Source organism: Andreprevotia chitinilytica DSM 18519 (assembly GCF_000711875.1).
In the GTDB taxonomy this organism is placed as follows: domain Bacteria; phylum Pseudomonadota; class Gammaproteobacteria; order Burkholderiales; family Chitinibacteraceae; genus Andreprevotia; species Andreprevotia chitinilytica.
The window spans coordinates 1-19,376 of the sequence record NZ_JONM01000030.1 but is presented as its reverse complement, the minus strand read 5'-3'; the positions used below and the strand labels follow the sequence as shown (position 1 = coordinate 19,376).

General features: G+C 60.2%; 16 protein-coding genes. 12 read left to right on the top strand and 4 right to left on the bottom strand.

Going from position 1 to position 19,376, the window contains the following annotated elements:
- Nucleotides 1-160 precede the first annotated feature (160 nt).
- Entirely contained in the window at nt 161-667 is a 507-nt protein-coding gene (locus tag BR41_RS20020; RefSeq protein WP_035060684.1) for a DUF7931 domain-containing protein, read from the bottom strand.
- Nucleotides 627-1,745, bottom strand: a complete 1,119-nt coding sequence (locus BR41_RS20015) for a cupin domain-containing protein (protein ID WP_035060682.1) — start codon at nt 1,743-1,745, stop codon at nt 627-629. Before BR41_RS20015 ends, BR41_RS20020 begins: the two co-directional genes overlap by 41 nt.
- A gap of 89 nt (nt 1,746-1,834) precedes the next feature.
- Between BR41_RS20015 and BR41_RS20010 the strand changes: the two genes are divergently transcribed.
- The 12 genes from BR41_RS20010 (at nt 1,835) to BR41_RS19955 (ending at nt 17,987) form a co-directional block, all read left to right on the top strand.
- Nucleotides 1,835-2,308: a peroxiredoxin gene (locus tag BR41_RS20010; RefSeq protein WP_035060680.1), complete on the top strand. Its 474-nt coding sequence runs from the start codon at nt 1,835-1,837 to the stop codon at nt 2,306-2,308.
- Nucleotides 2,308-2,787 carry an FKBP-type peptidyl-prolyl cis-trans isomerase gene (locus BR41_RS20005; protein ID WP_035060678.1) on the top strand — a complete coding sequence of 160 codons (480 nt, stop codon included), beginning with the start codon at nt 2,308-2,310 and terminating at the stop codon, nt 2,785-2,787. The genes BR41_RS20010 and BR41_RS20005 overlap by 1 nt, the downstream gene beginning before the upstream one ends.
- Before the next feature lie 488 nt (nt 2,788-3,275).
- Nucleotides 3,276-4,724 (top strand): carbohydrate porin, encoded by a 1,449-nt coding sequence (locus BR41_RS20000; RefSeq protein ID WP_084187447.1) that lies wholly within the window; start codon nt 3,276-3,278, stop codon nt 4,722-4,724.
- Nucleotides 4,725-4,966: 242 nt separating this feature from the next.
- Nucleotides 4,967-6,109 (top strand): NHL repeat-containing protein, encoded by a 1,143-nt coding sequence (locus BR41_RS19995; RefSeq protein WP_051711448.1) that lies wholly within the window; start codon nt 4,967-4,969, stop codon nt 6,107-6,109.
- Nucleotides 6,106-7,407 (top strand): iron uptake transporter deferrochelatase/peroxidase subunit, encoded by a 1,302-nt coding sequence (gene efeB / locus BR41_RS19990; protein WP_035060676.1) that lies wholly within the window; start codon nt 6,106-6,108, stop codon nt 7,405-7,407. Before BR41_RS19995 ends, efeB begins: the two co-directional genes overlap by 4 nt.
- A 267-nt stretch (nt 7,408-7,674) precedes the next feature.
- A complete protein-coding gene (locus BR41_RS19985) occupies nt 7,675-8,682 on the top strand; it encodes an iron ABC transporter substrate-binding protein (protein WP_035060674.1) in 1,008 nt (335 codons plus the stop codon).
- Nucleotides 8,683-8,693: 11 nt separating this feature from the next.
- Nucleotides 8,694-10,319: an ABC transporter permease gene (locus BR41_RS19980; RefSeq protein WP_211251818.1), complete on the top strand. Its 1,626-nt coding sequence runs from the start codon at nt 8,694-8,696 to the stop codon at nt 10,317-10,319.
- A gap of 28 nt (nt 10,320-10,347) precedes the next feature.
- Nucleotides 10,348-11,424, top strand: coding sequence for an ABC transporter ATP-binding protein (locus BR41_RS19975; RefSeq protein WP_035060672.1), 1,077 nt, complete (start codon nt 10,348-10,350; stop codon nt 11,422-11,424).
- A gap of 471 nt (nt 11,425-11,895) precedes the next feature.
- Nucleotides 11,896-14,802: a ribonucleoside-diphosphate reductase subunit alpha gene (locus tag BR41_RS19970; protein WP_035060670.1), complete on the top strand. Its 2,907-nt coding sequence runs from the start codon at nt 11,896-11,898 to the stop codon at nt 14,800-14,802.
- Nucleotides 14,803-15,076: 274 nt separating this feature from the next.
- Nucleotides 15,077-16,093, top strand: a complete 1,017-nt coding sequence (locus BR41_RS19965; protein ID WP_035060667.1) for an adenosine deaminase — start codon at nt 15,077-15,079, stop codon at nt 16,091-16,093.
- 104 nt (nt 16,094-16,197) lie between these two features.
- On the top strand, nt 16,198-16,791 hold the full coding sequence (locus tag BR41_RS19960) for a hypothetical protein (protein WP_035060662.1): 594 nt from the start codon (nt 16,198-16,200) through the stop codon (nt 16,789-16,791).
- 44 nt (nt 16,792-16,835) lie between these two features.
- Nucleotides 16,836-17,987, top strand: a complete 1,152-nt coding sequence (locus BR41_RS19955) for a ribonucleotide-diphosphate reductase subunit beta (protein WP_035060659.1) — start codon at nt 16,836-16,838, stop codon at nt 17,985-17,987.
- Nucleotides 17,988-18,247: 260 nt separating this feature from the next.
- On the opposite strand, the gene BR41_RS19950 is transcribed toward BR41_RS19955, so the two are convergent.
- Together BR41_RS19950 and BR41_RS19945 are read right to left on the bottom strand one after the other, a co-directional pair.
- On the bottom strand, nt 18,248-18,724 hold the full coding sequence (locus tag BR41_RS19950; protein WP_035060657.1) for a Mov34/MPN/PAD-1 family protein: 477 nt from the start codon (nt 18,722-18,724) through the stop codon (nt 18,248-18,250).
- Nucleotides 18,725-19,108: 384 nt separating this feature from the next.
- Nucleotides 19,109-19,376 (bottom strand): integrase core domain-containing protein (locus tag BR41_RS19945; protein WP_035060654.1); only part of this gene is annotated, 268 nt, incomplete at its 5' end.

The following is a 19,376-nucleotide window of genomic DNA, read 5'->3' as shown; positions in this document are numbered from 1 at the left end:
TCGACCATTGATCGATAGCTTTTATAGTAAGCGGGTTGACATCACTGACGACCGACCGGGCGAATTCTAACACGTTTTGTCGGATTGGCTAGTCAAAACGCCGCCTCGCGCGGCGCTGCAGCGCATTCAATTGCAACGGAATGTAACCCTGGGGAAATCCTTATATATCGAGGCGTCGCCACACGCTGCCAGGTTCGCTTTGTGCTTGATAACACACGAATTTTTGTTGCAGATATGCAACGACCTCGGCACTGCTGCCGGCCTCCCCGCGTGCCCAATCACTGTGATGCCGGATCAGATAATCCTGCGTATCAGCGAAGGCAAAGACCTGGTGATCCGTTTCCGCTGTTTCATTCAGGATCAGCAGTTGCATTTGCTGGGCGAAGCGATCCCGCAATTGCATAAAACGGGGGGCTTCAGTGGCGAGGTATTCCGGGCGGCAGGCGATCAGCGTGAGTTGCCCGCCGCCACTCAGAAAGGTCCAGAGCTGATCGCAGTTGCTGCGGCTGCCCAGCTCGGCGGAGCGGAAATCTTCGTCGAACAAGCACAGGCTGCGTTTGGCGCGGCCGAGTAGCGCGGTAAAACCGGCTCGATAGTCGGCGTAACTATCAAACCGGAGCGGCGTTTCAGCCGGCCAGTTGAAGGTAACCGTAGTCGTAGTAGGCATAGAGCACCTCCAGTACGCTGTCATCGTAATCATCGGCTGGCAGACTGCGCTGATTGGCCAGTTCGCGTAGCGTTGCGATGGCTTCAGGCTCGCAGTCGACTGCCTCACCATTGATATAGATATGTTCGGCATCGAACAACATCTGGCTTTTCAGATCGAGTGAGATGCCGTGTTGCGCAACCGAAGCGGCAAACTCGTCGAAATCCAGCGGCTCGTCTGGCGCATCATAAACGACGTGGTTCTTGGGCTCGGTAAAGTATTGACCGATGAAGCGGCCGATGGTGTCGTCATTCCAGCTGATTTCTTGCAGCATCGCCTTGATGCGGGTGCTGAAGTCGCCGTCGATTTCAGCCGGCTGTTCGACTGTTTTGCGGCCCGGATCAGACAGCATGCCATCGAGTTTCAGCTCGTCTTGCAGGAACTCCAGGAAGCGGCCGGCGATTTCCTGCGTTTTCGGGGCGCGAAAACCGATCGAATATGTCATGCCCGGCGTCAGTGCCACGCCATGATGCGCATACTTGGGCGGCAGGTAGAGCATGTCACCGTGCTCCAGTACCCATTCCTGTTCCGAGGCGAAGTCCTTCAGCACCCGGATCGGCGCGTCTTCGATGAAGTTGCCCGCGTCGTCGCTGGAAATCTGCCAGCGCTTTGTGCCACCCACCTGCAACAGGAAGACATCATAGGAATCGTAATGCGGGCCGACAGAGCCGCCCTCTGGCGCATACGAAATCATCAAGTCATCCAGCCGCGTATAGGGCAGGAAATTGAAGCGGTACAGCAGCTCGGAAACATGGTCGACATGCTGGTTGACGTTACTCACCAGCACCGTCCAGTCACTCTCTGGTAGCTTGTCGAAGCGCGCTTTGCGGAAAGGGCCGTGCTCCATGTGCCAGCGGTTTTTCTTGAATTCGATCAACCGGCTTTCCACGTCGTCACGCTGGGCGAGTTCGATCAGGCGGGGCAGATCGATGAGTTCCGGAAAATCGGTGACGGCCTGCCGGATCAGCAGCGGCTTTTTTTGCCAGTATTCGTCGAGGAATTGTTGCGGACTCAAGCCGCCGAGCAGTTGTAGTGACATCGCGCTATATAGATAGGAAATCAGAAAGAAAAGCAGAAAGAAAACCGAAACAGAGTGCCTCCATTATCACACCAACTGAGGAGACGCCGATGTTGAATCCAGGCCTGCCCGCACCCGATTTTGAGCTGCCCGATGCGCGGATGGAAATGGTCCGCCTTGGGGATTTTTTAGGTCGGCGCCATGTGGTGCTGTATTTCTTCAACAAAGATCACACCCCTGGCGGTGTGATCGAAGCGGTCGAGTTCAGCGATCGGGCTTCCTCTTTTCTTGAGCACGACACCATCGTGCTGGGCGTGAGCCTTGATGATTGCATGGAGCACGAGGTGTTTGCCGACGAGCAAGGCCTCGAATTCGATCTCTTGTCCGATACCGAAGGCGAAGTCACGCGCCGTTACCACGCGCTCAAGGAGTGGGAGGCGCAGGGCATGGTAAAATTGGGCGTTGAACGTTCTACTTTCGTCATCGACAAGACCGGTGTGATCCGCCACGCGCTCTACCATGTCCAACCGAAAGGGCACGCCGCGGAAGTGCTCTCTCTTGTTAAACAGCTAGGAAACTCTTGATGCAAATCACCAAAAACTCCGTTGTGACCCTCCACTACGAGATGTTCAACGCCGAAGGAAAACTGCTCGACAAGACCGAAGAGCCGATTGCGTACCTGCATGGTGGTTACGACAACATCCTGCCGCTGGTTGAAGAAGCGCTGCATGGCAAGACCAATGGCGATGCCGTTGAAGTCACGATGGAGCCGGATGACGCATTCGGCGACTACGAGCCAGAACTCGTGCGCACCGAAGACAAGAGCGTGTTCCCGATGCCGGTTGAGCTTGGCCTGATGTTTGAAGGCGAAGACGAAGCCACTGGCGAAGTGCTGTTGTTCCGCGTGACTGAAGTCGATGGCAGCAATGTCACTGTCGACGGCAACCATCCGTTTGCCGGCATGAAGATCGTGTTCAAGGCCAAGGTGGTCGACGTTCGCGAAGCTTCGGAAGAAGAACTGGATCATGGCCATGTACATGGTCCGCATGGCCATCATCACTAAGCCGCGCCGAGTCAGGCAGGGCTAGGGGATACCAGCCGCAGCGCTGGATCGCCAGGCAAAAAGGGCAAGCCAACCGGCTTGCCCTTTTTGTTGCTGCACGCAGCACATGCTGTTCATTTTGCAAGTTCCTCCCTGGCAACGCCATGCTTTGGGTGCTGATCGTTTTGCCCCAAATCCCACTTTTTCGATGAAGTTCACGGTAAGTAGTTGGCAATATTGACGGTGAAAGAGAAGTCAGATTAAGATCGCGCCGATTGCGAATGGAAATAATTCTTATTTTAAAAAATGTGGTTTTGCAGTTCGGGCGAACCACGAACGGCCAGATCGGCGAGGTCTGCACGCCATGTGCGGCCTGGCAAACAGGGAGAGAAAAGGTGGCAAGGTTTTCAAAAACGGCGGGTGGCGTTGGTATTGGCCCGGCGCAAGGATGTATATGCGGTGAGGGCGGCTCGCTGCCTCCCCTGCGGGCACTGAAGCTGGCGCTGGCAATGGCATTTGCTTCGACCTGGATGTGGGCGAATCCGGCCGTTGCTGCTGAAGCTGCGACGTCAGCAGCTCCCGAAGTCAAGCAGCTCGCTGACAGCGACGTGAACCCGGCCGATCTGCCGGAGGCGGATCAATCGATCAAGGCGAAGCCGCTTGATCAGTGGACCGGTCTCTGGAATCGCCAAACGATGCTGGGTGATATCGGTGGCCTGCGCAGTTGGTTGTGGCGCTCCGGCGTTACCGTGGGCCTGACGGAGACGAGCGAGGTGTTCGGCAACCTCAGCGGCGGCATGGAGCGCAGCCACGCCTACAACGGGCTGACCACCGTGACGGTCGGTCTCGACACCCAACGGGCATTCGGCTGGCAGGGCGGCAACTTCAACGCGAGCGTGCTGCACATCCACGGCCAGAACCTGAGCTCCAGCAGCCTCGGCACCATCCAGACCGCCAGCGGCATCGAGGCCGATCCGGGCGCGCGCTTGTGGGAGCTGTGGTATCAGCAGAAATTTCTCGACGACAAGCTCGACGTGAAGATCGGCCAGCAGAGCATCGACCAGGAATTCATGGTCAGCCAATACGCCGGCACCTTCATCAACACCATGTTCGGTTGGCCAGCCGTGCCGTCCTTTGACATGCCGTCCGGTGGCCCTGCGTATCCCTTGTCCGGCATTGGTGTACGAGTACGTGCTCGTCCGACCGATTCGCTCACCGTGCTTGGCGGCATATTCGACGGCAACCCGGCCGGCGACAGCACCAATGCCGACCCGCAGCTGGCGAATGCCCACGGCACCACGTTCAGCACGCACAAAGGCAAGTTGTTCATCGGCGAGCTGCAGTACGCCGTCAACCAGCCGGCGGCCGGCGAGATCGAAACCGGCGGCAAGCGTGGCCTGCCCGGCAACTACAAGCTGGGGTTCTGGTACAACAATCTGCGCTTTGCCGATCAGCGTTATGACGACGGTGGTTTGTCACTCGCTGACCCGGCCAGCAGCGGCAACGCGGCGCAGCATCACGGCAACTACAGCGTGTATGCCGTAGCCGACCAGATGATCTGGCGCCCGAGTGAAGACAGCAGCCGAACGTTGAATGTGTTTACCCGGATCATGGGCGCACCGGGTGATCGCAACGTGATCAGCTTCAGCGCCAATGCCGGTGTGACGCTGACCGCGCCATTCGAAGGGCGCGATAGCGATACTGCCGGGCTCGGCATGGGTTACGCGCGTGTGGGCAGCCATGCACGTGAATTCGATGCCGACCAAGGGCTGCCGATGCGCAGCGGCGAAACCTATCTGGAAGCGACTTACCAATACCAGGTCGCCCCGTGGTGGCAGCTGCAGGCCGATGTCCAGTACACGCTCAACCCCGGCGCTGGCATCCTGAATCCGAAAGACACGACCCAGAAAATCAACAACATCTGGCTGGTGGGGCTGCGGACGAATATCACTTTCTAAGTATCTGCCCATGAGCGATTGCCAGAGGGGCATTCTTCCCTCTCCCACAAGTGGGAGAGGGGATGCGTAAGCGACCAACCCTGTTTTTCAGCGACGTTTGCCGCAAGCCAGCCCCAAATGCCACCGTCCATGCAAAAACCGATTGGCATTCGGCCGATGACGCCGGTATAACGCTAATCATTATTATTAAGATGCAGGATTGTCATGATCCCGCGCACTAAATATTGAAAAGGAGAACGCAGATGACGCGTTTGCACCTATCCAGCCTTGGCCTGAGTTGCAAGGCACTCTCGTTGGCCATGTTGCTCGCCTTGGGCAGCGTCGCTCAGGCTGCCGATGAGCCGCAAGGCTTTTTGCCGACGATCAAGAAGCACACCGTCCTGACCAGCACCGTGCCGGACAACGGTGACCAGAATCCGTATGCCATCGTGGTAGCGCCGGTCTCGGCCGGCAAGATCCAGAAAGACGATGTGTTGATCACCAACTTCAACAACGCCGCCAACCTGCAAGGCGTCGGCACCACCATCGTCAATTACAACCCGACCACCAAGAAGCTCTCGCTGTTTGCGCAACTGCCGCATGAGCTAGCGACTTGCCCCGGCGGCGTCGGCTTCGGCACTGCCATGACCATGCTCAAGAGCGGTTGGGTCATCGTCGGCAGTACGCCCAGCAACGACGGCACTACCGATACCAAGGGCGCCGGTTGCCTGATCGTGCTCGATTCGCAAGGCAAGGTCGCGGATGTCTGGTCCGGCCCGAACATCAATGACCCGTGGGGCAATATGGCGGTGATCGACAACGGGTCGACTGCCACCCTGTTCGTCAGCAACGCCGGTTTCGGCGTCGGCAGCGCCAAAGGTGCGCCGCCAGTAGTCAACCAATCCACCGTGCTACGCCTCGAATTGACCATCGCCGATGGCAAGCCACCAGTGATCGCTAACCAAACCGTCGTTGCCGGCGGCTTTGGTGAGCAGGCCGACAAGGGCGTGTTCCTGATCGGCCCGACCGGCCTCGCACTCGGCAAGGAAGACAAACTGTACGTGTCCGACGCGCTCGGCAACCGCATCAGCGAAATCTGGGATGCCACTACCCGCACCTCCAGCGCTGGCGTCGGCCGCACGCTGACTCACGATGGGATGTTGTTGCGCCCGCTGGCGATGACCATGACCCCGGCTGGCCACCTGCTGGTGACCAATGGCCAGAACGGCAAGGTGGTCGAGATCGACCCGGCTACCGGCAAGCAGCTGTTTGCCCGCTGGATCGATGCCAACCGTGCTCAAACTCCGCCCGGCAACGGTGACTTGTTCGGCATCGCGATGAACTCCGCTGGCGACGGTTTTTATTACGTGGAAGACGACGTGAACATGCTCGTCCTGGCCAAATGAAAAATAAAAATTCACCTCAACTGTCCCGACGCCGCTTCCTGAGCGCGACCGGCACGCTGGCCGCTGCCATCGGCACGCTCGGGCTGACCGGTTTCGCTGCCGCAGCCGAATTGACCAAGGCCCAGAGCGCGAAAGCCGCCAGCGGCAAGCTGCCGGTCGAGCCATTCTTCGGCGCGCATCAAAGCGGCATCCTCACCGCGCCGCAGCAGACCAGCAGCTATTTCGCCGCATTCGACCTCGATACGACCAAGCGTGCTGACGTCATCGAATTGCTCAAGCGCTGGACTGACGCCGCCAACCGCATGACGCGTGGCGAAACGGCCGTGCCGCTTGGCAACGACCCCGACGTTCCGCCAGCCGATTCCGGCGATGCGCTGGGCTTGGCACCGGCTCGCCTGACCATCACCTTCGGCTTCGGGCCGGGGCTGTTCATGCGTGACGGCGTCGACCGCTATGGCTTGGCATCGCGCCGGCCGGAAGCGCTGGTGGATCTGCCCAAGTTCAACGGCGATCAACTGGTGCCGGAGAAATCCGGTGGCGATCTGAGCATTCAAGCCTGTGCGGACGACCCGCAAGTGGCCTTCCACGCTGTGCGCCAACTGGCCAGCCTTGCTGCCGGCATCGCCACGATCAAATGGGCGCAGACCGGCTTTGCCAGCGGCGCGCCCGGCGGCGGCACGCCACGCAACCTGATGGGATTCAAGGACGGTACCAACAACCCGCCGCACACCCCGGATGTGATGGACAAAGTGGTCTGGGTGGGCGACGAAGGCGGCTGGATGAAGAACGGCTCCTACCTCGTCGTGCGGCGCATCCGCATTTCGCTGGAGCACTGGGACAAGACCGATCTCGATTTCCAGCAGCAGGTGGTTGGGCGCTACAAGCACAACGGCGCGCCGCTCGGCAAAGCGCACGAGTTCGATCCGCTCGACCTGGCTGCCACCGATAAAGATGGCAACCCGGTGATTCCCGCGACTGCGCATTCCCGCGTTGCATCCGCCGCCCATAACGACGGCGCGCAGATCCTGCGTCGCGCCTATTCGTATAACGACGGTGCCAATTTCTACGCCGAGCGCTGGCCGCCCTGGCGGCAAGGCGTGATGTACGACGCCGGCCTGTTCTTCATGGCCTACCAGCGCGATCCGCGCACCGGCTTCATCAAGATCAACAAGACACTGGCGACCGAAGACATCATGAACCAGTACACCACGCATGTCGGCAGCGCGGTCTTCGCTTGCCCGGCGGGCGCGCGTGAAGGTTCGTTTATTGGTGCGGCGTTGTTTGATGGCTTGGGTTGATTGGCGTCTTTGAATTGGTAGGCGCAGGTTCACGATCTTTCTGTTCCCTCTCCCATCCCGTGCAAGGCTTTTAAAGCCTTGTTCAGGGAAAGTGGGAGAGGGCTAGGGTGAGGGTAGTGAAAAGATCGCTGCATTTTGGCCGATCCTCTCCCCCAGCCCCTCTCCCACTAATAGCTGGGCAAGGCTAAAGCCTTGCACGCGAGTGAGAGGGGAGAAGACACCCCCGTTTTTCGCATGAGTTTGATCATTACAACTGGAGTCATCCCGATGGTTTCCCGCTTCTCCCGCGTTGCCGGCATTGCAGCGCTGCTTGCCGCTTCCTTCGTCGGCGCGGCCCATGCCGCCACGCTCACGCTCTACAGCGCCCAGCACCCGCAAACGGTCACGTTGTTGACCAAGGATTTTGAAAAGCAATCCGGCATCGCTGTGCGCGTGCACACCGGTGAAGGCCCGCAACTGGCTGCGCAGCTGGTCGCCGAAGGCCAGTCGTCGCCGGCCGATGTCTATCTGACCTCCAACTCGCCGGAACTGATGTTGCTGGAAGGCAAGGGCATGCTGAGCAAGGTGCAGCCGGCCACGTTCGGTGAAATTCCGGCGCATTACAGCTCACCGACTGGCGTGTGGGTCGGCGTGATGGCGCGTGAGAACGTACTCGCTTACAACACCAAGATGATCAAGCCGGAACAAATGCCGGCCTCCTTGCTCGACTTGGGCAAGCCGGCCTGGAAAGGCAAGATCGCGATTGCGCCGAGCGATGGCGACTTCCTGCCGCTGGTAAGCGCCGTGCTGGCACTCAAGGGCGAAGCCGCCACGCTGGAATGGCTGAAGGGCCTGCGTACCAACGCGCAAATCTTCGACGACAACGAGGGCGTGGTGGCGGCGGTGAATCGCGGCGCGGTGGCGACCGGCATCATCAACAACTATTACTGGGCGCGTCTGCACACCGAAATGGGCGACAAGGGCACGCACAGCGCGCTGTACCACTTCGGCAATGCTGATGTCGGCGCGCTGTTGAACGTCTCTGGCGCTGCAGTGCTCAAAAGCTCGAAAAACGCGGAGGTAGCCAACAAGTTCCTCGCGTATCTGGTGAGCCCGCGTGCGCAGCAATTGATGGCGAACAGCAAGGTCACTTACGAATACCCGCTGCATGCTGGCGTTGCACCGGACCCCATCCTCAAGCCATTCAACCAGATCAATCCGCCGCAGCTCGATATGCAGAAACTGGGTGACGACAGCCAAGCAGTTGCGCTGCTGCGCAAGGCTGGTCTGCTGTAAATGAGGGTTCGATGGCAATGACGCAGGCAGTCCAGCCGGTGATCCGGCCAGCGACCCAGCCGACGACGCCCGCCCGCCACGTTACCGTGCGCGGGCGGGCGTCGTTCTGGCTGTTTGGCGCGGCGGCCTGTGTCGCCTTGCTGGTGCTGCTGCCGCTGGCCTTTACGCTGCGGCAGGCGCTGGGTTTTGGCGCGGCCAATGCGGCCGAGCTGGTGTTCCGGCCCATCGTCGGCGAGCTGGCGCTCAACACGCTCATGATCGTGGCCGCGGCTACGGTCACATCCGCCATCGTTGGTGCGGCGGCGGCGTGGTTTGTCGAGCGCACGCATTTGCCCGGCCGCAAGATATGGGCAGTGCTGGCGGCGGCGCCATTGGCCGTGCCGCCCTTCATCACCAGCTACGCCTGGGTGTCGTTCAGCGAATCGCTGCAGGATTTCAACGGCGCTTTGCTGGTGGTCACCACGGCCTACTATCCCTTGATCTACTTGCCGGTGGCAGCCGCCTTGCGCGGCATGGACCCGGCGCTGGAAGAAACCGCCCGCTCGCTCGGCCTCGGCCCGTGGACGCGCTTTTTCCGGGTGGTGTTGCCGCAGCTCAAGCCGGCGCTGCTCGGTGGCATGTTGCTGGTCGCGCTTGGCACATTGTCTGAATTCGGCGCGTTTGCGCTGTTGCGCTTTCGCACCTTCACTACCGAAATCTATGCCGAGTACCGCCTGAGCTTCGACGGCTCGGGGGCGTCGATGCTGGCCAGCATCCTGATGCTGCTCTGCCTCGTCTGCCTCGCGCTGGAGTTCCGGGTGCGCGGCCTGTCGCGCTATGACCGCATGGATCGCGGCGCGCGTCGTGCACCGGCGCGCTACCACTTGGGCTGGGGCAAGTGGCCGGTGCTGGCGAGCTTTGCCGGCCTGACGCTGGTGACCCTGGGCATGCCGCTGGGCATGATCGTCTACTGGCTGCTGCAGCATGGCGATGCGGCGATTACGCCGGTCGAGGTGTCCTTGCCGCTGGTGCTCGATGCCACCTTGTCGTCGGTCGGTCTGGGCTTGGCCGGTGCGGCGCTGACCACTGTACTGGCGCTGCCGCTCGGCCTGTTGCTCGCCCGGCATCCCGGGCGGATTGCCACGTTGCTGGAGCGCATCGTCTATCTGGCGCAAGGCTTGCCGGGGATTGTGATCGCGCTCGCCATTGTCTCGCTGGCGATCCAGGCGCTACGGCCGCTGTATCAAAGTGCTGCCTTGCTGGTGGTCGCCTACGCCATCCTGTTCCTGCCATTGGCGCTGGTCAGCGTGCGCGCCGCATTGTTGCAAGTGGAGCCCCGGCTGGAAGACGCCGCCCGCTCGCTGGGCCTCAATCGCTGGCAAACATTGTGGCGCGTGGTCTTGCCGCTGGCCGGCCCCGGATTGGGTTGCGCCGCCGCTCTGGTATTCATCTCCGTGATGACCGAACTGACGGCGACATTGCTGCTCGCGCCGATCGGCACGCAAACATTGGCGATGCAGGTATGGGCCGATACGGCGGCGCTGGCCTTTGCTGCTGCCGCGCCATATGCGGCGATCCTGGTCGGTTTTTCGCTTATTTCAACCTGGCTGTTGATGTCGTTGTTTGGCAAGACAGCGGTGCTTGGCGCGACTTCCTAGCGCCTTCTTAACTCCCTGATAACTCGATATGGCTAACCTCAGCGTTCAAGGCCTCGGCAAGCAGTTCGGCGCGCATTCCGTGTTGCGGGGCGTCGATCTGACCGTGGCGTCCGGCAGCCTCGCGGCGATTCTCGGCCGATCCGGCAGCGGCAAGACCACCTTGTTGCGACTGCTGTGCGGCTTCGAGCGCGCGGATACCGGCACGATTCAAGTCAACGGCCACGTCATTTCCGGCCCCGGCTTGCATGTGCCGGCCGAAGACCGTCGCATCGGTTATGTGCCGCAGGAAGGCGCGCTGTTTCCGTATCTATCCGTCGCCGACAACATCGTGTTCGGCCTACCCCGAGCGCAACGGCGGGCGCGACATCGGGTGCAAGAGCTGCTGGAGCTGGTTGGCCTGCCAGCCAGTTATGCCGACCGGCCGCCGCAGGCGCTGTCCGGCGGGGAGCAACAACGCGTCGCGCTTGCGCGTGCGCTGGCCCCGGCCCCAGCCCTGATCCTGCTCGACGAACCGTTTTCCGCGCTCGACGCGGCGCTGCGGGTGGAAACCCGCCAGGCCGTCGCGGCCGCACTCGCCACGGCGGGGGCGACTGCCTTGTTGGTCACGCACGATCAAGCCGAAGCGCTCTCGATGGGTGAACAAGTGGCCGTGCTTTGGGATGGCCAGCTGATCCAGGTGGCGAACCCGGAAACCTTGTACCGCACGCCGGTCAGCCCGGAGCTGGCCAGCTTCGTCGGTGATGCCGTGCTGTTGCCGGGGATGGCGGACCAAGGCTACGTGACCTGTGCGCTGGGGCGATTGCCGATCGCCAAGGCCGCGATGTCAGGCGGTGGGGCAGGGGCGGTGAGCGTGCTGCTGCGGCCGGAGCAGATGCGGCTCGCGGCGGGGTTCGAGCACGCCGAGGTCAAGGGCCGCGTGCTGGACGTCGACTTCTATGGTCACGACGCCTGTGTGCGGCTTGCACTGGTCGGCGCTGCCGATCCGTTGTCGGCGTCGGTCATCGTGACTGCCCGTGTGCCCGGCCACACAACGCCGCGACCGGGCGACGAAGTCGCCATCGTTGTGGAAGGTGAGGCAGTGACGTATCCGGCGTCTGGCCGGTAATTCGCCTGCCTTGCCTGGTAGGGCGGGTTAGCCATCAGGCGTAACCCGCAAACGCAGCACGCAGACATTGCGCCGCACGGGTCAAATCACCCGGCCTACAAGCCCGTTTTTGCACGCGTAACCGGGCACCCACTGCGTCGCGGATGCAACACCATCAGCACGCATATCACCCGCTTCTAACACTTTCCGCAAACTGTCTTATCGATGAGACAGCTCCGATGCCGCATGGATATTGGGTTTAAGACAAATATGCAAAATAGATGACACCGTTCATCGAATAACACAGGGAATCATGGTTGCGCCAGCCTTGAGGTTTCCCCTAGTATTTGTGTCGAAAGTTCGAAAAGACCACAACATCTAGTGTTTTTCCACAAGTTACTCACAGCTTTTACACATCGATCCACTGATCAAACAACCGATCTCAAGGAACGCGCCATGTACGCCACGTTGGACAGCTCTGCTGGAGGCCGTATGACCGATACCGCCGATTCAATCGCACCGCAAACCACCGGTGCCTATACCAATTACAAGACCATTCGCCGCAACGGCTCGGTGGTCGCATTCGAGCCGCTGAAGATCTCGGTGGCCGTGACCAAGACCTTCATTGCTGTCCAGGGTAGCCATGCTGCCTCGTCCGCCGCCGTGCGCGAGCGCGTGGCTGCGCTGACCGATTCCGTCGTGAGCGCGCTGATGCGTCGCAAGCCGGAAGGCGGCGCGATCCATATCGAAGATATCCAGGATCAAGTCGAACTGGCGCTGATGCGCTCGGGCGAGCACGACGTGGCGCGCGCCTATGTGCTGTATCGCGAACAACGCACCCAGGAGCGTTCCGCCAAGGCCGGCGATGCCGGTGAGCAACACCACGCCATCAACGTGTTGTATGAAGACGGCACCCGCCGCCCGCTCGACCTCTCCAAGCTCAAGGCGCTGATCGCGTCCGCTTGCACCGGTCTGGAAGCCACCACCAATCAAGAAGCCATCCTCGCCGAAGCGCTCAAGAACATCTACGACGGCGTGCCGGCTGAAGAAGTGCGCAAGTCGGTCATCATGGCCGCCCGCCAGCAGATCGAACAAGACCCGGCCTACTCGCAAGTCACTGCCCGCCTGCTGCTCAACAGCCTGCGCCGCGAAGTGCTGGGCGAAGAAGTCAGCCATGAAGAAATGGCCGAGCGTTACGCCGAATACTTCCCCAAATTCATCAAACGCGGCATCGAAGCCGAGCTGCTGGACGAAAAACTCGCCCAGTACGATCTGGCCCGCCTTGGCGCGGCGCTTGATCACCAGCGCGATTACCAGTTCGGCTACCTCGGCCTGCAAACGCTGTTCGATCGCTACTTCCTGCACGTTGAAGGCACCCGCATCGAATTGCCGCAATCGTTCTACATGCGTGTCGCCATGGGTCTGGCGCTGAATGAAGTGGATCGCGAAGCCCGCGCCATCGAGTTCTACAACGTGCTCTCCACCTTCGACTTCATGTCATCGACGCCGACGCTGTTCAACTCCGGCACCCGTCGCTCACAGCTCTCCAGCTGCTACCTGACCACCGTGGCCGATGACCTCGATGGTATTTACGAAGCGCTGAAAGAAAACGCGCTGCTGTCCAAGTTTGCCGGCGGTCTGGGCAATGACTGGACCCCGGTGCGCGCGCTTGGCTCGCACATCAAGGGCACCAACGGCAAGTCGCAAGGCATCGTGCCGTTCCTCAAGGTGGTGAACGACACCGCCGTCGCCGTGAACCAGGGCGGCAAGCGCAAGGGCGCGGTCTGCGCGTACCTGGAAACCTGGCACGCCGACATCGAAGAATTCCTCGAGCTGCGCAAGAACACCGGTGACGACCGTCGCCGTACCCACGACATGAACACCGCGAACTGGATTCCCGATCTGTTCATGAAGCGCGTGATGGAAGGCGGTGAGTGGACGCTGTTCAGCCCGTCCGAAGCCAGCGATCTGCACGACAAATACGGCCGCGATTTCGAAGTGGCGTACAACCGCTACGAAGAGAAAGCCGCCCGTGGCGAAATGAAGGTCGCCAAGAAGCTGCCGGCGCTGACCCTGTGGCGCAAGATGCTGACCATGCTGTTCGAAACCGGCCACCCGTGGTTCACCTTCAAAGACCCGTGCAACATCCGCAGCCCGCAGCAACACGTTGGCGTCGTGCATAGCTCCAACCTGTGCACCGAGATCACGCTCAACACCAACGACAACGAAATCGCCGTCTGCAACCTGGGCTCGATCAACCTCGTCAACCATCTGAAGACCGATGCCAACGGCGTGCGCAGCCTCGATAGCGAAAAGCTCGCTCGCACCACCCGTATCGCGATGCGCATGCTCGACAACGTGATCGACATCAACTTCTACCCGGTTCGCAAGGCGCGCAATTCCAACCTCAAGCATCGTCCGGTTGGCCTGGGCATCATGGGTTTCCAGGATTGCCTGTATGCACTGCGCAAGCCGTACGCATCCGATGCTGCTGTTGAATTCGCCGACGAATCGATGGAAATCATCGCCTACCACGCTTACTGGGCTTCGACCGAACTCGCCCAGGAACGCGGCGCATATCCGAGCTTCAAGGGCAGCCTGTGGGATCGCGGCATCCTCCCGCACGATTCGCTGAAACTGCTGGCCGAAGAGCGCGGCGGCTATCTGGAAGTCGATACCACCGAACGCCTGGATTGGGCCGCCCTGCGCAGCCGCATCGAAGCGTACGGCATGCGCAACTCCAACTGCCTCGCCATCGCCCCGACCGCCACCATCTCCAACATCGTTGGCGTGGCCGCATCGATCGAGCCGACCTACCAGAACCTGTTCGTGAAATCGAACCTGTCTGGCGAGTTCACCGTCATCAACGACTTCCTGGTGCGCGATCTGAAAGACGCCGGCCTGTGGGACGAAGTGATGATCTCCGATCTGAAATACTTCGACGGTTCCGTGGCCCGCATCGACCGCATTCCGCAAGAGCTGCGCGACCTCTACGCCACCGCGTTCGAAATGGACCCGAAGTGGCTGGTGGAAGCGGCATCCCGCCGTCAAAAGTGGATCGATCAGGCACAGAGCCTGAACATCTACATGGCCGGCGCATCGGGCAAGAAGATGGACGAGCTTTACAAGCACGCCTGGATTCGCGGCCTGAAGACCACCTATTACCTGCGCACGCTGGCTGCCTCCAACGCCGAGAAATCCACCGGCCGCGGCGGCGAGCTGAATGCGGTGCCGGTGAGCGGCGGTTACAGCGCGGCCTCGGCCGAAGCAGCCACGGCCATTGCCACGGCAGCCAGCGTACCGGCAGCCGCAGCCCCGGTGGCCGAAGCAGTCAGCGAACCGGCGAGCGATATGAAGTTTTGCTCGATCGACAATCCGGATTGCGAGGCTTGCCAATAAGGCAAGACTCGCAATCCGGGAAGCGGCGCAAGCCACAATCCGGAGCAAGCCAGCCAGTTTTTGAGTGGCTTGCAGCGCCGAGAGGCGCATTGCGAGGCTTGCCAGTAAGGTAGTTCCCCCCTTTTTGAAGGGGGGCAAGGGGGGATTTCTGCGGCATCTCAAGTTGTGATGAGGTCGAAATCCCCCTCAATCCCCCTTCAAAAAGGGGGAGGTAGGAAGTGGCAATAAATTTATATAGCGGCGATTTCCCCCGTCGTTGAGGACCGTTCTCTAAATGACCCAACCCGCCACCAACACCCTGATTCAAGCCCTGCCCAAAACCGAACTGCATCTGCATATCGAGGGCACGCTTGAGCCGGAAATGCTCTTCGCACTGGCCGAACGCAATAGCGTAAAGCTGCCGTATGCCAGCGTGGAAGCGGTGCGGGCCGCGTATTCGTTCAGCGATCTGCAATCATTCCTCGATCTGTACTACGCCGGGGCCAGCGTGCTGATCACCGAGCAGGATTTTTTCGAGTTGACTTGGGCCTATTGCGAACGTGCCCACGCCGACAACATCGTCCACACGGAAATCTTCTTCGATCCGCAAACGCACACCGCCCGCGGCATTGCCTTCATCACCGTGCTGAACGGCATCACCCGCGCACTGGCACAAGCCAAGGAACGCTTCGGCCTCACCTCCAAGCTGATCCTGTGCTTCCTGCGCCATCTGTCTGAAGAAGACGGCTTCGCCACCTTGGCCGAAGCCGAGCCGTATCTGGATCGCATCGATGGCGTCGGGCTGGATTCGAGCGAACTTGGCCACCCGCCAGAGAAATTCCAGCGCTTGTTCGCCCGCTGCGCCGAACTCGGCCTGCCGGCCGTTGCGCATGCCGGCGAAGAAGGCCCGGCCGACTACATCTGGCAAGCGCTTGATCTGCTGCAAGCCCGTCGCATCGACCACGGCGTACGCTGCACCGAAGATGCTGCACTGGTGAAACGGCTGGCGCGTGATCGCGTACCGCTCACTGTCTGCCCGCTCTCCAACCTCAAGCTGTGCGTGGTGAAAGACATGCGCGACCACAACTTGCGCGAGTTGCTTGCCGCCGGCCTGTGCGCCATGGTGAATTCAGACGACCCGGCCTATTTCGGCGGCTACCTGAATACCAACCTGATCGCCTGTCGTGATGCGCTCGGCCTGACCGCGGCCGAAGTCGTCCAGCTGGCGAAGAACAGTTTTGAAGCCAGCTGGCTATCCGCAGCTGAAAAACAACGCTATGCCGCCGAGATCGACCGGATTGCATTGGCATGAAAACCCGCGAACCCGCCAGCGAACAACACCCTCGTTGGCGAGTCCAACCCATTGATCCAACAGCGTAAATGGGAGGCCGTATGCGTATTCAACGCAGTAAGAACATGCTGAAGCACCTCGGTGCGCTGTTGTGCGTGTCTGCACTGGCCGCCTGCGCCGCGCCGCGACCGATGCAAATGAATGGCGAACAGCTCGCCGCCGCACCACTGCGCGGCTCGGTGATCGTGGCCGTCACGCTCGATTCGCTCAACCCGGATAACGCCCGCGCCATCCTCACCATCAGCGGCAACGGCCAGCAACGGCAGGTGTATGCCAGCGAAGCGCTCAACTTCATCCGTGCGCCGGGCAACACGCCGGATGCGCGTGGCGAGCTGGCGCTGGTGGAGCTGCCACCGGGCGATTACCGCATCGAAGGCGTAAGAGGGGAGTGGCGCGAACCGTGGATCGGCGCGATGGAGCCCATGTGGCACTACATCAACGTGCCGCTCAACGCCGCGTTCCACCTGAATGAAGGTGAAGTGCTGTACCTGGGCGATGTGCATCTCTCGCTCAACTACCGGCCCACTGCCCGTATCACCGATCAATCGCGGCGCGATTTCAACCACATGAACAGCGTGTGGCACGTGCCGGACACCAGTAACGTGGTCGTCAAGGTACCGACCGCACAGGGCGCCCAGCCCACCGCATCAACAATGTAATTCTCCAGAACACAGACTCAAGAACACAGAAAAGGGACTCCGCCATGCTGAGCTTTGACGACGACATCCAGACCACCACGCCCCAGGCCGCCCCACTGCAACCGGCCCAGGCGCAACAAGCTGCTGCGCAAGCCGCCGCCGCCATCTCCGCGCACACCGCGCCGGCTGCCGCCAGCACCGCCCGTGTCAACGTGGTGGATAAACGCGTGATCAACGGCACCACCGACGTCAACCAGCTGGTGCCGTTCAAGCACAAATGGGCGTGGGAAAAATATCTGGCCCAGTGCGCCAACCACTGGATGCCGCAAGAAGTGAACATGCAGCGCGATATCGAGCTGTGGAAGAACCCCAACGGCCTCACCGAAGACGAAAAGCGCTTGGTGAAGCGCAACCTCGGCTTCTTCGTTACCGCCGACAGCCTCGCCGCCAACAACATCGTGCTCGGCACCTACCGCCACATCACCTCGCCGGAATGCCGCCAATTCCTGCTGCGCCAGGCGTTTGACGAAGCGATTCACACCCACGCCTATCAATACATCGTCGAATCGCTCGGCCTCGACGAAGGCGAAGTGTTCAACGCCTATCACGAAGTCGCCAGCATTCGCGACAAGGATGAATTCCTCATCCCCTTCATCGACGTGCTCACTGATCCGAACTTCAAGACCGGCACGCAAGAAACCGACCAGCAATTGCTCAAATCGCTGATCGTCTTCGCCTGCATCATGGAAGGCATGTTCTTCTACGTCGGCTTCGTGCAAATCCTCGCCCTCGGCCGCCAAAACAAGATGACCGGCGCCGCCGAGCAATACCAATACATCATGCGAGACGAGTCGATGCACTGCAATTTCGGCATCGACCTCATCAACACCATCAAGCAAGAAAACCCGCAATTGTGGACGGACAGCTTCAAGGCAGAATTGATCGGCCTGTTCCAGAAAGCCGTCGACCTCGAATACGCCTACGCCGAAGACACCATGCCCCGCGGCGTGCTCGGTTTGAACGCCGGCCAATTCAAGGAATACCTCCGTTTCATCGCCAACCGCCGCCTGCAACAGATCGGCCTCGATCCGCTATTCCCAGGCGTAACGAATCCATTTCCGTGGATGAGCGAAATGATCGACTTGAAGAAAGAGAAGAATTTCTTTGAGACCCGGGTGACGGAATATCAGACGGGTGGGGCGTTGAGCTGGGATTGAGCTCTTGGGTTAGAAAATGGTGTGAATTAACCCATAGTTCCGAATTATCAAGGCATAGTTCCGAATTTTTGTAGGGCCAAAGTTCCGAATTGGCTCCGAAATTTGCACGTTGCCCCGGCTAGAATATCGGCTCGATGCTACGCTAAGCCCCGCCCAATAAGGCTTGGCGAAAAAAATCCCTCGACCGGTAACCGGGCTGAGGGATTTTCGTTGGGTCGGCACTGCTGGAACCGAGCACGTAGGCACCGAGTTGCTGGCCGTTATGTCACAGGAAGAAACGCCTGACCGTAGCCCGAACTCGGTACCAACTCGACGTACAGGGACTTTCGCCCAACGATGACAGCGAGCATTGGCCGCTTGTCTCGACGCCTCGCTGATAAGCGGTTCCATTCCGATCTATCGAGACCAGAAGGATGAGGATGGTCTTCGGGATGGGTGTGCCATTCGCCCAGATAGCGAACGGTACCCTGACTCGCTATCCATCGTGACGAGGCGATGGCTTCGTGGCCAAATGGCATTCGCTCGAACAGGTATCGTAATCGTTTGTCGTATGCCGTGGGCGCTGTAGCTTGCTCAATGAGCATATGGGCACCGTGAACCGAACCGAGCAGGAGCCCGCCAGCCTCGCAGTCGCCATCATTGGCCTGAACATGCTGATAGAAAGTCTCCAGTGTGGACTCTGAGAAGTGCAGCAGCGTCCTCTTCTCGTCGGTTGCCCAAGAGCTCATGAATTGCATATGGGACACTCCCGATCCCGCAAAGGATCGCAATCGGGTGTGGCAAGCTGCTGATCGCGATCAATCAGCCTGGTTCGCAAAGCAGGAGAATAGATGCCGTTGACCCAGTCAAGGGCTATCTCTGCGCCGAGACCGGCAGCGTGCATCGACACCGAAGCCGGAAATGGCACGTACAAGCCTTCGCATCCATGCCCTGCCAAGATGGTAGGAAGTGGATCAACGGTAGAGCGAAGTTCGCCTCTTTTGTTGCTATGCCAAAGACATCGATAGCACGCACCAGGTGCGTTCGTCCTCAAGAGTGCACGAACTGCAGTTCCCGGCCCCTCGATCCAAACCGAAAGCATGGGAACAACGACGTCCCCCCACCTTGAGTAGCATTTAGGTTTAGAGTCCTACTCCCGATATGGCTGGTTGCACTGCGGCCAACTGCCGCGCATAAGCGAGCGGGGTTAGCCCGCCCAATGCCTTCTTCGGCCTTTCCTCGTTGTACTCCCGCCGCCACGCGTCGATCATCACTCGGGCATGGGCCAGACTGGTGAACCAGTGTTCATTCAAGCATTCATCCCGCAATCGGCCATTGAACGATTCCACATAAGCATTCTGATTCGGCTTGCCCGGTTGAATCTGCTTGAGCACGACACCGCGTTGTTGC

Coding starts and splice junctions, on each gene's coding strand:
- BR41_RS19995 (WP_051711448.1), top strand. CDS start 4,967: ATGACGCGTTTGCACCTATCCAGCCTTGGCCTGAGTTGCAAGGCACTC.
- BR41_RS19960 (WP_035060662.1), top strand. CDS start 16,198: ATGCTGAAGCACCTCGGTGCGCTGTTGTGCGTGTCTGCACTGGCCGCC.
- BR41_RS19970 (WP_035060670.1), top strand. CDS start 11,896: ATGACCGATACCGCCGATTCAATCGCACCGCAAACCACCGGTGCCTAT.
- BR41_RS19950 (WP_035060657.1), bottom strand. CDS start 18,724: ATGCAATTCATGAGCTCTTGGGCAACCGACGAGAAGAGGACGCTGCTG.
- BR41_RS20000 (WP_084187447.1), top strand. CDS start 3,276: ATGGCATTTGCTTCGACCTGGATGTGGGCGAATCCGGCCGTTGCTGCT.
- BR41_RS20015 (WP_035060682.1), bottom strand. CDS start 1,745: ATGTCACTACAACTGCTCGGCGGCTTGAGTCCGCAACAATTCCTCGAC.
- BR41_RS19980 (WP_211251818.1), top strand. CDS start 8,694: ATGGCAATGACGCAGGCAGTCCAGCCGGTGATCCGGCCAGCGACCCAG.
- BR41_RS19985 (WP_035060674.1), top strand. CDS start 7,675: ATGGTTTCCCGCTTCTCCCGCGTTGCCGGCATTGCAGCGCTGCTTGCC.
- BR41_RS19975 (WP_035060672.1), top strand. CDS start 10,348: ATGGCTAACCTCAGCGTTCAAGGCCTCGGCAAGCAGTTCGGCGCGCAT.
- BR41_RS19965 (WP_035060667.1), top strand. CDS start 15,077: ATGACCCAACCCGCCACCAACACCCTGATTCAAGCCCTGCCCAAAACC.
- BR41_RS19955 (WP_035060659.1), top strand. CDS start 16,836: ATGCTGAGCTTTGACGACGACATCCAGACCACCACGCCCCAGGCCGCC.
- BR41_RS20005 (WP_035060678.1), top strand. CDS start 2,308: ATGCAAATCACCAAAAACTCCGTTGTGACCCTCCACTACGAGATGTTC.
- BR41_RS20020 (WP_035060684.1), bottom strand. CDS start 667: ATGCCTACTACGACTACGGTTACCTTCAACTGGCCGGCTGAAACGCCG.
- BR41_RS20010 (WP_035060680.1), top strand. CDS start 1,835: ATGTTGAATCCAGGCCTGCCCGCACCCGATTTTGAGCTGCCCGATGCG.
- efeB (WP_035060676.1), top strand. CDS start 6,106: ATGAAAAATAAAAATTCACCTCAACTGTCCCGACGCCGCTTCCTGAGC.